The organism is Fulvivirga sedimenti (genome assembly GCF_020328055.1).
Window position 1 is genome coordinate 936686 of sequence record NZ_JAIXNE010000001.1, and the last position, 14535, is coordinate 951220.

Below are 14535 nucleotides of genomic sequence, written 5' to 3' on the forward strand. Positions count from 1 at the left end.
GTTTTGCCAATTGACAAGGGTGTAAGCATCCGGATATTTTTCCAATATTCAACTTCATTTCGGTGGTTATCCCACACGACGTATTTGTCAATAGTGCCCGCAGTGATCGCTTTATAACAAATATAATTTCATTATCTTGTTGTATGTCTACCAGGGTTTTTCTGAACAAAAAGAACAACCAGACCTATGTCCTGATTGGTGCAGGTATCATTGCCGGACTGGCTTATACTGTATTTTCCGACGGACTTAGTAAACCCATGCCGGTGATCAATTCCATTATTATCGGAATCTTACTGGGCACACTGGTCAGCTTCATTGAATCAAACGTATTTACCGCAAAACTTCGCAGGAATTATTCTTTCCTGCCATTGCTAGGCATCAGGGTCGCGATATATTCAGCGGTCATACTGGTCGTGCTCATTCTTGTTTTCTCTGTCAGCAGGGTCTTCTGGTTTAATCTGAGCTATTTGGATGTACTCCGCAGTGCCGAATTCCAGGAATACATTTTTGAAAAAGATTTCATCGTAGTAGTATTCTATTCCATCGGAATGATCGGGCTGGTTGTTTTTACATATCAGATAACACGAAAACTGGGACAGGGATACCTTGAAAACATCATCACAGGGAAGTACTATGATCCTCAGCGGGAAGAACGGGTTTTTTGCTTTGTCAGAATTCATGAAGTAGAGCGTATCGCGAAGGAGCTGGGTGCTGAAAATCACTACAGTTTCATCAATGACCTGATTTATGACATAACCAATACCATCCTATTTTACGACGGGATCATTTATCATTATGTAGATGGTGAGATGGTCATCTTCTGGGCCCCGAAAAAAGCCTATAACAGAGCCTCGTGCATTCGATGTTATTTTGCGCTGACAGATCAGTTATTTTCGAGAAGGGAATACTACCTGGAAACATATAATCATTTCCCATATTTACTCGCCGGCATGCATCTCGGCACAGTAATACACGGAGAAATCGGACATGGAAGGACTGAAATATCGTTCTACGGCGACGTTTTGAATACAACCAGTCGGATTCTGAACATGAGCACAATTGAAGCCCCTTTGCTCATCTCACAGGCTGTACTTGATAAGATTGAACTGCCTCAAATCTATGAATGCATAGAAAAAGAAGACAATCTGCTCGAAGGAAAGAGTAATCCTGTTCGGCTCTATAGCATCCGCGAGAAAGTTTTAAAGAACCGGCCGTGAGACACTTCAGCGAAATAAGAAATATCACACTTACCGGCCTGGTGGCCGGCACCCTTTATTCGCTGCTCACCGATGACCTCTCTAAACCAGCACCCATATTAAACGGCGTCTTTATTGGACTTATCGGAGGGTTTCTGGCGGGTGTATTCGAATTGTTAATATTTCGCCCAAGGAAATCAAGGCCGGCTTTCGCGCTGACTGTATTTTTAAAAGTTTTGACATATTTTGTCCTCCTCAGTATGTTAATTTTGCTTGTTAAAGGACGGATTGACAGCCTTTTTATGCCGGAGACATTTTCTGAGTACGTGAGAAGTGATGAATTCCTCCACTTCATTAAGCATGGTGAATTCAAAAGGATTCTTATTTTTTCTCTTTTCACAATTGTGGTCATCATTTTTACTATGCAGACCAGTAAATACCTTGGGAAAGGTGTGTTATTCAATCTGATAACAGGTCGCTACTTTCATCCACAAAAGGAGCAGAAGATTTTTCTGCTGATTGACATCTGTTCCTCTACCTCCATCGCAGAATCGATGGATCAGATAGAATATTTCAAACTCCTTGACAGATTCTTTTTTGATGTTTTTGAGGGTGTCAGAGCTTTTGAAGGGTACATATATCGGTATGTGGGTGACCAGGTAACGATTGTATGGAGTGTTTCATCGCTACATAAAAATGCGAATTGTATCCGGGCTTTTTTTGCCATCAAGCATCAGCTTCACATTCAGCGTGAATATTATCTGAAACGTTTTGGTTTTGTGCCGGATTTTCGCGGCACAGCACATATTGGCGATGTAATGGCGGTGGAAATCGGGGATGTGAAGACGCAGGTTGTTTACCAGGGATATGCACTTTATGCTGCGAACAGGATGGAAAAAGCGGCAGGAAGAAGCTATAATGGATTATGCATTTCATCCGCCCTTGCAGCGAATGTAGAACTGCCGAACTTCTGTCAGGCTGTTCCCTGTGAAAACACAACAGCACAAGACTTGCCGGAAATGTTGGAAATAACTGAAAGTTGATTAGAATCAGCCCGGGCATTGACCGGCATCAAATGATTATAAATATTTTACTTCTAGCTTATCCATGTGCATCTGATATTTTACATGCACATGTGCGCAGGTAAAGGATAGCCCTTTTGATCGAACCTCAGACCTTTGTCAAATTTTACTCTTCATCGACTATGAAACCTATTAAAAACGTACTCATATGTACTGATTTCTCCCAGGAATCCAACAACGCATTGATTTATGGCGTATACCTCGCCGAAAAGATCGGGGCCAACACAACCATACTTTATGTACAGACTGAATCATCACCACCAGTGGAGATCATAGAGGAAAATTTTGATAAAATACGTCATGATATTCTGTTCCTTGCCAAGGAGAATTATGAGTTTTTACATCGCCAGGGAGAGATTGCCCCGACTGTTCAGGAAGTGATAAGGGAGAGAAATATTGATCTCACGGTGGTAGGAATGAAACCTATTTCCAGTCATAAGGAAATGCTCAGCGGAAGTATCACTGCCTCTCTAATAGAAAGGCCCTGTTCTGCGCTGCTGAGTGTCCCTGGCAAATCAAAATATCTGGGCATGACCCATATCGGTGTGGCAACAGACGGCTCTGAGCCTACCAGTGATGCCATGGAAGTACTGACAGATCTGGGACAAAAAATGGAATCTAAAGTCAGCGTATTTCACGTACAGAAAAAATCTGTTCCGGAAATAGCAGAAGTGGAAATGCGATCGAAGTTTGAAGGATTATTGGGAGAATTATTCACAGGTTTCGAAGATGTCGACGGTGAGAACATAGTTTCCGCCCTTTCAACCTACGCAAATGATCATAACATTGATCTGCTCACCGTATTACATCATTGTGGTGGCGAAGTGAAGAATCCGCTCCGGCGAAGTGTTTCTAAACAGCTTGCTTTTCGGACGCGGATGCCACTGCTGATTCTTCCCGTGGTGTAGTGTTGATTTTTTTTGGTCTGCTAAATCCGTATGTGATTTGTTTCCAAAAGCTATGGGGGAATTTCTCCACACCTGGAAACCCGAGTTTGATCTCCTTGCCATCATAGGGAATATAGTCGGTCTTAAATAAATAATCCCACAGGCTGAGGGTAATTCCAAAATTCACCCCGTAATGTCGTTGTGCAGGCATATGGTATGCATGATGCCATTTATGCATCTGGGGGTTATTGAAAATGTAAGCCAGCGGACCCAGATTCACCCTGATATTGGAATGATTGAAATGCCCGATTGCCAGGGTGAAAATGTGTATAATGAAAAAATCCCGCAGTCCGATCCCGATCAGTGCCAGAGGAATGTATTCGATACTTCGGTATACGATCGTTTCCATCCAGTGGTAGCGAAGGTGGGCGGCAAAACCCATTTGTTCCACCGAGTGATGCACCTTGTGAAATTCCCATAGGAATGGCACCCTGTGTAAAAGGCGATGCGTGTTCCACTGCACAAAATCCCGTACCACAAAGCCAAGTAAAAGGTGTGCCCAAACCGGCCAGGACATCACTTCAAGCGCAACGAGATTTGTGATGCCTATAGATTCAAGCATACGGTTGAAAAAAAGCACAACCACATTCGAAGCTGCATTATAAATGACCAGTGAAAACAGGAAGAAATTGAAAAACATGTAAAATACATCCAGCCAGAAATCCTTTCGGAATTTTGGCTGATGTTCATTCCAGGGCTTGATCCATTCAAGGGCAAAAAAGAAAAGAGAGAGCCCGATCAGCCAATAAAAATAGTTATGCCAGGACGGATGCGTGATCTCGTGCCACAGGTAATTGGCATACCCCGCGTAGCCGTTCCAGATTTCATTAAAGATTTCTTCCACGTAGCAAAAATGTAGTTAAAGATAATACCATCCAGTCTTCTATTATGAAACAAAAGTTACCGAGAGTGGTTCCGCAAATCTGTGAAACCTCACAAATCTCGAGTAAATAAAAAAATGAGGTTGTCAGATTTGCCATGATTGTTTATGTTGGTATGTAACTGAACCTCTAACGGCAATTGCCGTTTAACATACCTGATGCGCTCATTCTGGAAAAATGCATGGTTTCTTGTGATTGCGGTCGTATTGCCGATCATCGCTTATGCCGCTTATCAGCTCTCCACACTTAGTGAAGATGAGGAAAATATCAGTATGATCTATCAGAATCAGCTCGATGCCATTTTATTCTCCGTCAACCAGTACAGCGATGATATTGTAAAAGGATGGATCAATACCATGGAAGAATCGATGGAATCCGATACCAATGTTGATTCCCTCATTTCCTACAACCTTTTTCAGTTCCAGCCGGCAGTCTTCCAGATCTATATCCGCGAACTGGACAAAGAAATTATTTTAACTTCGGCAGAGGCAGACACCTCATTCACCACTGATTTCTACCAACAGCAACTGCCGGATCCGGCCTCAGACCAATTTGAACAGCTACGTAACTATGCGGAAAACGGCTTCCAAAAAATACTGTCTTCGCAATTCAATGAAGGTGACCGGAGCTACCTCCTTCTATCCTTCATCATGCTTTCTCCCAACAACACTGTCACAAGTCGTATGGGTGCCATAATTCTCGATCCTGAATTATTTATCAGGGAAACACTTTCAACCAAATTTCAGACCGTGGCACAGGACAAATTTGTGGTGTCGGCCTATCGGAGGGATAATACGGACCCGGTTTACTCAACCGCCGATTCTGTGAATTCAGAATCCATAGCTGTCACTAATAACTTCTGGCTCCTTCCCAACTATTACCTGGCAATCGGAACACCGGGCAAACCTGTTCAGGATATCATCCGTGAACGCACAGTGACTAACCTTGGTATTTTACTTACGCTGATCGCCTTTCTGGGTATCGCAGCCTTTCTAATTCTAAGGAACGTTCGAAAGGAAATGCGGCTCGCACAGAAAAAAGCAGATTTTGTTTCGAATGTATCCCATGAACTGAGAACCCCGCTCGCACTTATCAGCATGTTCGCTGAAACACTTGAAATGGATCGTGTCCCGACGGAAGAAAAGAAAAAGGAATATTACCAGATTATGCAGAAGGAGTCGGGACGATTGACAGGTATCGTCAACAAAATTCTTACGTTTTCCCAAATGGATAACGGCAAAAAACAATTTCGGCATGATAAAATCGATCTGAATGAAATTGTGGCTGAAGTAGTATCCAATTACGAGTTTCATCTGCGCACAAAGGGATTCAGTCATGTACTTTCCCTGAGTGAGGAACCGCTTCCCATTGAGGGTGACAAAGAAGCAATTGCTGAAGTTCTCATTAATCTGCTGGACAATGCCATTAAATATTCAACAGATACCAAAGAAATTACCGTGCGAACGGTGAAAGGAAATGAGAAGGCGGTGATGACTGTTCAGGATAAGGGGATCGGTATACCAAAGGGAGATCAGGCGCAGGTATTTGAAAAGTTCTTCCGGGTATCCGTGGGTGATCTTGCACAAAGCAAGGGCACCGGCCTCGGGTTGTCGTTGGTAAAACAAATTATAGATGAGCACAAGGGTGATGTACGACTTGAAAGCGAACCCGGGAAGGGTTCTATTTTTATGATCCTCTTTCCGCTTTTAAAACAATAGAATATGTATAAAATACTTATTGTTGAAGATGAACCTGCCATGCAGATGGGCCTAAAGGATAACCTGGAATTTGATGGCTATTCGGTAGACGTTGCCGGCGACGGTCCGGGCGGACTGGAAAAAATCATGAAAAACTCCTTCGACCTTGTACTTCTGGATGTCATGCTGCCGGGCATGTCAGGATTCGATGTTTGTCGAAAAGTACGTGGAGAAGGAATAGAAACGCCTATCATCCTGTTAACCGCAAGAGGTGAAGAAATTGATAAGGTCCTCGGACTTGAACTCGGGGCTGACGACTACGTCACCAAACCTTTCAGTGTTCGGGAATTGCTGGCACGTATTAAGGCGATCTTACGAAGGTCATCGACCCATGATGATAAGACAGAAATTTCCGGAAGCATCATGATCGGCAGGTTGCGGCTTGATTTTCAGAACTTCCAGGCGTATGAAGGAGATGATGAAGTGAAACTTTCACATAAGGAATTTGAAGTTCTGAAATACCTGTATGAAAATCGCAATGAACTGGTAAGCCGTTATGACTTATTGGAAAATGTCTGGGGGTACCAGGAAAGCATTACAACCAGAACCGTGGATAATTTTATCCTGAGACTCCGTCAAAAAATTGAAGAGGACCCCGGAAATCCGCACATTATACTTACCGCCCACGGCTCAGGATACCGGCTGATACATCATTAAGACAATCAAAATTTTGTTGTGACAATTTGTGACAATGCTTTACGAGACCATGACACCTGCAGGTCCCGGATCGCCGTTAATTGTAACAGTAACAGGTCATAAACTCAAAACAACAAAATCATGAAACGCACAACAACATTATTAACACTTGTCTTGGCAACGCTCTTTTCAATTTCAGCAATGGCAACAGATCCTATCAACGGAACACCGGAAGTTAAAATCCTCCCTACCGAGGCTGGAAAACTGAAAGTGCTGTATGTTAACGGACATGAAAAAACTGTTCATGTAAAAATATTTGGTCAGGATGGTCTCCTAATTGACGACAAGGTCAAACTCAACAACACCGACAACGGGTTTATTAAAATGTATAACTTGAAAAAGCTCGATGCCGGAAAATACTGGATTGAAATTTCAGACGCTAGCATGGTGGTGAAATATGAGATCACGTATCAAAACAATCAGATGGTTTGGGCTACTTATTGGGATGGCATGTTGCCTGCCGATGAAGGCCTGGCTTCTAATTAAGGGTCAGACGGGCTGCGCCGTTAACCAAGCGGTGCAGCCCTCTGTTTTCAAACTGAACAAAGCAAAACATTGAAAAACCTGATATTCATAGCATTGATGTTGATTTCCATCAGTTCCCCGGGCCAAAGAAATTATCTTGATCTCCGGGGAATGTGGAAATTTTCCATTGGTGATAAGGTCACATGGAAGGAACCTGATTTCGACGACAGCCGATGGGAAGAGATATTTGTCCCAGGCCCGTGGGAAGAGCAGGATTTTCATGGTTATGATGGATATGCATGGTACAGAATCACTTTTGACGGCAGGTCATTGCCAAAAAATACTGCACTATATCTGAACCTGGGTTACATCGATGATGCAGATGAAGCCTATCTGAACGGAAAACCTGTCGGATTCAGCGGTTCATTTCCCCCAAAGTTTCAAACCGCTTACCGTGCCCTGCGGTTGTATTTCCTGCCAGGTGAAATCATCAATTTTGAAGGAGAAAATGTAATTGCCGTCCGTGTTTTTGACGTGACCAATGAAGGCGGCATCGTGGACGGCAAGCCGGGCATCTATTCAGGTGACCCGAATGCGCCCATGCAGGTCAACCTTCAGGGCATATGGCAATTCCAGACAGGAAAGACTCATAAAGAAGACCGCTGGGAAGATGTAATGGTCCCGGTACCCTGGGAATCCCAGGGCCACCGTAATTACGACGGATTTGCCTGGTACAAAAAGACATTCTATCTGCCTAATGATCTGTATGGTCAGGATCTGGTATTCATTGGTGGCAAAATCGATGATTTCGATGCCGTGTACATCAACGGTCAGAAGATAGGAGAAACCAACGACCACAGACCCTTCGGTTCCAGTATGTCGTTCTCCAAACTCCGTGTATATACAATCCCCACCAATATTCTGATGCGGGGTGAAAATACTATAACAATCCAGGTGGAAGATATCGGCAATATCGGCGGTATCTATGAAGGGCCGGTTGGTATCACAACGCGTGAATTATTCAACCGGCATTTCAGAAGGTAAACTCCGGAAGTGTACCCGAGTCCTCATCCAGCAACTTTACCAGTTCCCCATTTTCATCAATCTGTACCTGGGGTTCAACAGAAGGATTTCCCGGATAAGTGGATCCGTCAAATTTCATCACGTGATAGGCACTGCCCTGGGGAATGATCAGGTCCCTCCACCCCGCAGATTTTTCATTTGATATTACAAAAGGTGCATACGAGACCGTAAATCGGGTGATCTCTGCCATATCCTCATTCAGTAATAAATAGGTGCAACCCCCTGACCCACAAAAATAGCTGTTGCGCAATTCAACCAGGTATTCCCTGTTTCCATCATCATTCAGGTCACAAACAGCAAACCGGAATCTTCGCTGTTCCGGAGCTAGATATTCGATATCCTCAGCAAGAAGAACATTCACCAACGCCTCCGAGATCCTGGAGGCTTCGGCTTCATCCATACCATTCAGACTTAGGGCCGTTTCAGATGGTTCCTCCACTTGCATTTCCTCTGAATCGGAAACAACTTCAGTCTGTGTTTCCTTTTCAGAACCCGTGGAACAGGCAACAAGCGAAGCAAAGAAGATCGGTAAGATAAAATGATGTGCTTTCATACAATAAAGATAACAGACTTTAACGGCAATTTGAAGTTATCAGAAATTCACTTCTTCCCAACCCCCATATGTGGGAGAAAATAATAATCCAGGCGGACAACCTATAATTTCTTTTTCTGAAATGTATCAGCGACTAATCATCATCTTTCACGCGCACCACCAGTAATGCGGCCACGATCAAACTGATACCACCCGTGATAAGAACATAGATTGGCTGATTATCAAAGAAAGTTTCCAGCAAATATCCGTAAATACTGGAGGCCGTTATCTCGGGAAGCACAATGAAAAAGTTAAAGATCCCCATGTAAATCCCAAACTTGCGGGTTGGAATTGCCGAAGTAAGCATGGCATAAGGCATCGACAAAATCGCCGCCCATGCAAGTCCGACCCCCACCATCGAAATAAGAAGTAACGTCGGATCTTTAAAGAAATAAAATGAGATAAGGCCTAAACCGCCTGCGATCAGCGAGATCATATGCGCCGTCTTTCGGCTGGATCGCCTTGCGAGCGGCGGCAGCGCGAACGCGAAGAACATCGCCATGAAATTATACATTCCGAATAAAATCCCCACATAATCCGCACCATCCTGATAGGCTTGTGAAGTGGTATCAGTGGTACCATAGGTATAGCTGGTTACAGCGCCAGTTGTGTATAGGAACATTGAAAATAAACCAAACCACGAGAAGAACTGAACCAGGGCCAGTTGCTTCATGGTTTCCGGCATTTTGAACAGGTCATTAATCACCTCAAGAAATCCGTTTTCCTTCTTGCCCAAACGCGTTAGAATACCACTAATAATCAGCAATATCCCGAAGACCATCATACCGATAGTAAGCACCAACGGCTCCTTGTGTGATGAAAAATTATAGAGAAGAATGGTAAGAATGGCCCCAATGGCAATCCAGACCGGCCCCTGCCTGTAAAAGGTGATGGCGCGCACCATTTGCTCCTCCTCGCCCTCTTCTCGCAGGGGGTGATCTTTTTCCTCGTCTTTATGAAAGACCTCCATCTGATCGGGGGAATACTCCCTGGTGCGCAATACCGTCCAAAGCACAGCCAAAAAGAACACTACACCCCCAGCGTAAAAGGCAATCTTCAATGACATTGGAATCTCACCCTTATCGGCAACATTGGAAATACCAAAATATCGCGTAAGGACAAAGGGTAACACCGAGGCGATTACGGAGCCAAATCCGATGAAGAAACTCTGCATGGCATATCCCATTGTCCGTTGTTCCTTAGGGAGCATATCCCCGACAAATGCCCTGAAAGGTTCCATGGAAATATTTATGGAGGCATCCATGATCCACAGCATTCCGGCAGCCATCCACAGTGCTGGTGAATTCGGCATGATGAATAATGCGATCGATGCGAAAATCGCTCCTATCAGAAAATAAGGCCTTCTTCGTCCCAGCCGGTTCCAGGTCTTATCACTCATGTGCCCTATGATCGGCTGGATAACAAGACCCGTCACAGGGGCGGCGATCCACAGGATGGCGATCTCACCAATCTCCGCGCCAAGCGTTTCAAAAATGCGGCTCACATTCGAAAGTTGAAGCGCCCAGCCGAACTGGATGCCGAAGAAACCAAAACTCATATTCCAGATCTGCCAGAAAGAAAGTTTGGGCTTGGTGGAGAGAAATGTCATAATTCTGAAATTGATGGAAAATTTCAGAAAGATATAAAAATCAATGAAATGTTGATCAGAATTTTACCAGTGCCGATAATCGGAATTACAAAGACTTGACGAGCACTGTAAATTCAAGGGATTGCCTGGGTTGACCGAACCGGGGATCATTAAATGCAAAGGGCTTTCTCTGGCCGGTATCGACATATCCGTGCCGTACATACCAGGCGATAAGTTCAGTCCGTGGTACCAGCACGGTCATGTACATGGTGGAACAACCATTCTCCAGGGCAAAATCCTCTGCCGTCTTCATTAGTACCTTACCGATCCCCTGTCCCTGCAAATCCGGACGGACAGTGAGCATGCCCAGATACATCTTTTCGGTTTCCTTGCGCAATTCAACGCAACCTAAGATTTCTCCGTCTGATCGTAGCGATAATAAGGTGGTTGCAGGCGTCTGGATGATCTGACGGATAAGTTCAGCATCCGTTCGTGTGCCGTCCAGAAGATCTGCCTCGGTGGTCCAGCCTTTTCTCGAACTTTCCCCACGATAGGCAGCGTTGATCAATACATTGAGCTCCTCTGCTTCTTCAATCGTGGCTGGAGATATTTCAAAGGATGAGTGCATTTTAATTGATTTATCCAGTGAAATAAACAAGAACCGACAGAACTACCATGACAAGCAATACTGAAAACACCACATCGATCCAGCTGAAGCTCTCTTTCTGCGCCAGCTTTTGCTCTTCAGTTAGTGTTCCAAAGGCGAGACCCTGTATCGCGGCATAATTCGGACTCTGAGTGGCAAGACTGGTTACCACACAAACAATCACCGAAAAGATCAGCATGAAAAATGCCATATTCGCGAAATTGATAACGGCAAAATAATACCAGATTCCGCTGCCTGAATGAACCCCTGTTTCACGGAAAGCTGCTATTTCCGAGGTGTAATTCAGCTCTGCCACAATACGCAGCATGGCGAGAATCAAACCGGCAAACAAGGTTACAATAGCACCTTTGGAATTGACGCGCTTCCAGAGAATACCCAGGACAAATACGGCCGTTATGGGAGGAGCAATATATGATTGCACACTTTGAAGATACTGATACATCACACCGCCTCCGATCTTATCCATGATGGGAATCCAGATAATGCCGAGCACAACAACAATGGATGTTGCAAACCGTCCAACACGTAATAGACGCTTTTCAGAAGTCTTCGGACGGAGCTTTTTATAAATATCGATGGTGAAAATGGTGGAACAGGAATTAAAGACGGAAGCCAGCGAGCTCATCAGTGCCGCCATCAACCCACCTGCAACAAGTCCTTTCAAACCCACCGGGAGCAATGCTTTCACCAGTGTTGGAAATGCCTCATCTGCCCTCCCAAGCTCAATCACTCCCTGCTGGTTCAACGCATAGGCAATGATACCTGGGATGAGAAATATGAAGATCGGAAGTATCTTCAGGTACGCGCCAAAGATAGCCCCGCGTCGCCCGATGGTAATATTATTGGCCGCAAGGGTGCGTTGTACAATGTACTGGTCGGTACACCAATACCAGATCCCTACCACCGTTCCGCCGAACAACAAACCCGTCCACGGGAATTCAGGATCTGAAGCTGATCGCCACATATTGAAATGTTCCGGACTGGTTTCACGAACAATCGCCTGTAATTCGCCCCATCCGCCAACAGCCTGTAATCCCAGGTATGTGATGATCACCGAGCCTAAAATGAGAATGATGGTCTGAAGGGTTTCTGTATAAATAACCGCTTTCATACCTCCCACGATCGTATAGGCACCGGTAAACAGAACCACCCCTATCGCGCCGTACCAGAATGGAATTCCGAGTAATTCGGATACTACGATTCCGCCGGCATAAATGGTTACGGAAACCTTGGTGACCACATAACCGGCAAGTGAGAATATTGACAGGAACCAGCGGGACCGGCTGTCAAATCTTTTCTCGAGGAATTCAGGCATGGTGAAGGCCCCGCTTCGCATATAGAACGGAAGAAAAAGCCAGCCCAGCAACAGGACTATCCAGGCATGCAGTTCATAGTGTGCCATGGGCATTCCCGACTCAGCACCTGTTCCGGCGAGTCCCACCACATGCTCAGAGCCAATATTTGAAGCAAAAATCGACGCGCCAATGACGAACCATCCGACATTCCTGCCTGCCAGGAAATAGTCCTCTGTATCCTTGTTCTTTTTTGAAATTACCCAAATTGCAACTGCAATTAATGCAAGGAAATAAATACCCAGGACTACCCAATCTGCTGACTCTAAAACCGAATTCATATGGAAAGATTTAATAGTTGACTGCAAGCACACTGATACACAATCAGCCTCTTGAAAATTTTTCGAACCTAAAGATTAATTAATTTTAATTTTGATCAAAATAAATTATTCGAACGGTTGACAGGACTTCAGAAATGAATTCATTCTGCCGCCTAGTCAAGAAATCCAAATACATCAGGTAGCCAAAGTGAAATCTCCGGAAAGACGCTGATCAGGATAAGCGATAGCAGCATCACCCCGAAAAATGGCAACAACGGCCTGATCACCTTCTGAACTGTTGTTTCTGCTACACTTACGCCGATAAACAGAACCGCACCAACGGGTGGTGTGCATAATCCGATACAAAGATTCAACACCATTATGATACCAAAATGAACAGGATGTATGCCCATCGAGGTCGCCACCGGAAGAAAAATGGGTGTAAATATTAACACCGCAGGTGTCATATCCATGAATATCCCTACAACTAACAGTATGATGTTAATCAGGAGTATCGTAACCCACGGCGAAGCATTCAGCTCAAAGAGGAATGCTGTAACCTGTGCGGGAATATTTTCAAATGACAGCACCCATGACATGGCAATTGACATGGCGATAAGCAGCATGACAACTGCAATGGTGCCTGAGGCTTCAATCAGAATATTCGGAATATCCCTGAATGTTATTTCTCGGTAGAGCAAGGCCAGCACAATACAATACAACACCGCCACCGCAGAGGCTTCAGTCGCAGTAAAAATTCCGCCGACAATTCCACCCATGATCACAACCAGCAACAATAAGCTCGGGAGGGCCACAACAAATGACCGAAGTATCTCCATAAATGTATGGCCCCTTCCGGTTTTGAATTTCTTTCGGATCGCGTATACATAGGCTACAACCATGAGCAACAATCCTGTGAGTATTCCGGGCAGGTATCCGGCAAGGAACAATGCCCCGATACTTACCCCGCCGCTGGCCAGTGAATAGATGATGAAAATATTGCTGGGCGGAATAAGGAGGCCCGTTGTTGCTGAAGTCACATTCACCGCCACTCCATAACCTTCACTGTAACCTTCCTCCTTCATTTCGGCAGACATGAAACTTCCGATCGAGGCTGCGGCAGCTCCGGCAGATCCGGCTATGGCACCAAATAACATGGCTGCCAGTATATTCACATGGGCCAGTCCGCCCGGCAAGCCCCCCACAAGTGCCTTTGCGAACGACACCAGTCTTCTGGCGATACCTCCCCTTTTCATGATATGACCTGCCAAAATAAAAAACGGGATCGCAAGAATGGAAGTACTGTCAAGGCCGGTAAGAATGCGCTGCGACATGGTTGTAATTGCGGCCATTGAACTCATTCCAGTGAAAAGAGTGAGTAACGAAGCAATTCCAATGCTCCATGCGACAGGTACACGCAATGCCATTAAAATAAAAAAACTAAGGAGCAGAATCGCTATTTCCATGATGCCTGATTTTTATCCCCGATCAGCTTCAGAAGGTCATAAATCTTGTAATAACAGATGAATATGCCCGATAACGGAAGAACCAGGTACACATATCCCACAGGAATGTTCAGCGAAGCAGACATCTGACCAAGGCTGAATGTTAAATAGGCATATCGGATCCCGCCTATCAGAAAAACTACGATAACAAAAATGAGAACAACGCCTGATATGAAGATCTGAAGACGCCTTTCGCGATGCGGATTACGACCGCGCCTGAACAAATCTATGGCAATATGTTCGCCCCTCCCCGATACAAATGCCGCACCGAGGATACTGATCCAGATCATCAGATAACGGGCCAGTTCATCCGTCCATTCACTTTGGTTGGCAAGGACATACCTTGTGAATACGCCATATAAAATATCCAGCGTCATGAGGGCCAGGAGGATTGCAAGCAAGATCGCAATGAACCGGTCAACCGTTTTTCGCATGATTGTATTTCATAAATTCTTATCTTAAAC

14 protein-coding genes are annotated in these 14535 nt (G+C 44.8%); 7 read left to right on the forward strand and 7 right to left on the reverse strand.

Annotation, left to right across the window (positions count from 1 at the left end; all coding sequences use genetic code 11):
• The first annotated feature begins 143 nt into the window (after positions 1-143).
• The 3 genes from LDX50_RS04330 to LDX50_RS04340 all read left to right on the forward strand — a co-directional run bounded on the left by LDX50_RS04330 (position 144) and on the right by LDX50_RS04340 (position 3186).
• Positions 144-1217, forward strand: a complete 1074-nt coding sequence (locus tag LDX50_RS04330) for an adenylate/guanylate cyclase domain-containing protein (RefSeq protein ID WP_225697183.1) — start codon at positions 144-146, stop codon at positions 1215-1217.
• Positions 1214-2239: an adenylate/guanylate cyclase domain-containing protein gene (locus LDX50_RS04335; protein WP_225697184.1), complete on the forward strand. Its 1026-nt coding sequence runs from the start codon at positions 1214-1216 to the stop codon at positions 2237-2239. The genes LDX50_RS04330 and LDX50_RS04335 overlap by 4 nt, the downstream gene beginning before the upstream one ends.
• Positions 2240-2400: 161 nt before the next feature.
• On the forward strand, positions 2401-3186 hold the full coding sequence (locus tag LDX50_RS04340) for a universal stress protein (protein WP_225697185.1): 786 nt from the start codon (positions 2401-2403) through the stop codon (positions 3184-3186).
• Here LDX50_RS04340 and LDX50_RS04345 read toward each other — a convergent pair.
• Positions 3131-4069 carry a sterol desaturase family protein gene (locus LDX50_RS04345; protein ID WP_225697186.1) on the reverse strand — a complete coding sequence of 313 codons (939 nt, stop codon included), beginning with the start codon at positions 4067-4069 and terminating at the stop codon, positions 3131-3133. The genes LDX50_RS04340 and LDX50_RS04345 overlap by 56 nt on opposite strands.
• Positions 4070-4264: 195 nt before the next feature.
• Here LDX50_RS04345 and LDX50_RS04350 point away from each other — a divergent pair, with 195 nt between their 5' ends.
• The 4 genes from LDX50_RS04350 to LDX50_RS04365 all read left to right on the forward strand — a co-directional run bounded on the left by LDX50_RS04350 (position 4265) and on the right by LDX50_RS04365 (position 8068).
• Positions 4265-5824, forward strand: a complete 1560-nt coding sequence (locus tag LDX50_RS04350) for a sensor histidine kinase (protein WP_225697187.1) — start codon at positions 4265-4267, stop codon at positions 5822-5824.
• A 3-nt stretch (positions 5825-5827) separates the two neighbouring features.
• Positions 5828-6520, forward strand: coding sequence for a response regulator transcription factor (locus tag LDX50_RS04355; RefSeq protein WP_225697188.1), 693 nt, complete (start codon positions 5828-5830; stop codon positions 6518-6520).
• 120 nt (positions 6521-6640) lie between these two features.
• Complete coding sequence (locus tag LDX50_RS04360) at positions 6641-7045, forward strand: hypothetical protein (protein WP_225697189.1); 405 nt, start codon at positions 6641-6643, stop codon at positions 7043-7045.
• 150 nt (positions 7046-7195) lie between these two features.
• Complete coding sequence (locus LDX50_RS04365) at positions 7196-8068, forward strand: beta galactosidase jelly roll domain-containing protein (protein WP_225697190.1); 873 nt, start codon at positions 7196-7198, stop codon at positions 8066-8068.
• Here the strand turns inward: LDX50_RS04365 and LDX50_RS04370 are convergent.
• The 6 genes from LDX50_RS04370 to LDX50_RS04395 all read right to left on the reverse strand — a co-directional run bounded on the left by LDX50_RS04370 (position 8058) and on the right by LDX50_RS04395 (position 14505).
• Positions 8058-8660 (reverse strand): hypothetical protein, encoded by a 603-nt coding sequence (locus tag LDX50_RS04370; protein ID WP_225697191.1) that lies wholly within the window; start codon positions 8658-8660, stop codon positions 8058-8060. The two genes, LDX50_RS04365 and LDX50_RS04370, sit on opposite strands and share 11 nt — an antisense overlap.
• Before the next feature lie 133 nt (positions 8661-8793).
• Positions 8794-10308, reverse strand: a complete 1515-nt coding sequence (locus tag LDX50_RS04375; protein ID WP_225697192.1) for an MFS transporter — start codon at positions 10306-10308, stop codon at positions 8794-8796.
• Positions 10309-10393: 85 nt separating this feature from the next.
• A complete protein-coding gene (locus LDX50_RS04380; RefSeq protein WP_225697193.1) occupies positions 10394-10915 on the reverse strand; it encodes a GNAT family N-acetyltransferase in 522 nt (173 codons plus the stop codon).
• A 10-nt stretch (positions 10916-10925) separates the two neighbouring features.
• Entirely contained in the window at positions 10926-12587 is a 1662-nt protein-coding gene (locus LDX50_RS04385; protein ID WP_225697194.1) for a sodium:solute symporter, read from the reverse strand.
• 152 nt (positions 12588-12739) lie between these two features.
• Positions 12740-14032, reverse strand: coding sequence for a TRAP transporter large permease (locus tag LDX50_RS04390; protein ID WP_225697195.1), 1293 nt, complete (start codon positions 14030-14032; stop codon positions 12740-12742).
• On the reverse strand, positions 14023-14505 hold the full coding sequence (locus tag LDX50_RS04395) for a TRAP transporter small permease (RefSeq protein ID WP_225697196.1): 483 nt from the start codon (positions 14503-14505) through the stop codon (positions 14023-14025). The genes LDX50_RS04390 and LDX50_RS04395 overlap by 10 nt, the downstream gene beginning before the upstream one ends.
• Between the last annotated feature and the right edge of the window lie 30 nt (positions 14506-14535).

Excerpts from the sequence above, each read along its gene's own strand:
- LDX50_RS04330 (WP_225697183.1), top strand. The coding sequence starts at position 144 with ATGTCTACCAGGGTTTTTCTGAACAAAAAGAACAACCAGACCTATGTC.
- LDX50_RS04340 (WP_225697185.1), top strand. The coding sequence starts at position 2,401 with ATGAAACCTATTAAAAACGTACTCATATGTACTGATTTCTCCCAGGAA.
- LDX50_RS04350 (WP_225697187.1), top strand. The coding sequence starts at position 4,265 with ATGCGCTCATTCTGGAAAAATGCATGGTTTCTTGTGATTGCGGTCGTA.
- LDX50_RS04355 (WP_225697188.1), top strand. The coding sequence starts at position 5,828 with ATGTATAAAATACTTATTGTTGAAGATGAACCTGCCATGCAGATGGGC.
- LDX50_RS04360 (WP_225697189.1), top strand. The coding sequence starts at position 6,641 with ATGAAACGCACAACAACATTATTAACACTTGTCTTGGCAACGCTCTTT.
- LDX50_RS04365 (WP_225697190.1), top strand. The coding sequence starts at position 7,196 with ATGTGGAAATTTTCCATTGGTGATAAGGTCACATGGAAGGAACCTGAT.
- LDX50_RS04370 (WP_225697191.1), bottom strand. The coding sequence starts at position 8,660 with ATGAAAGCACATCATTTTATCTTACCGATCTTCTTTGCTTCGCTTGTT.
- LDX50_RS04375 (WP_225697192.1), bottom strand. The coding sequence starts at position 10,308 with ATGACATTTCTCTCCACCAAGCCCAAACTTTCTTTCTGGCAGATCTGG.
- LDX50_RS04380 (WP_225697193.1), bottom strand. The coding sequence starts at position 10,915 with ATGCACTCATCCTTTGAAATATCTCCAGCCACGATTGAAGAAGCAGAG.
- LDX50_RS04385 (WP_225697194.1), bottom strand. The coding sequence starts at position 12,587 with ATGAATTCGGTTTTAGAGTCAGCAGATTGGGTAGTCCTGGGTATTTAT.
- LDX50_RS04390 (WP_225697195.1), bottom strand. The coding sequence starts at position 14,032 with ATGGAAATAGCGATTCTGCTCCTTAGTTTTTTTATTTTAATGGCATTG.
- LDX50_RS04395 (WP_225697196.1), bottom strand. The coding sequence starts at position 14,505 with ATGCGAAAAACGGTTGACCGGTTCATTGCGATCTTGCTTGCAATCCTC.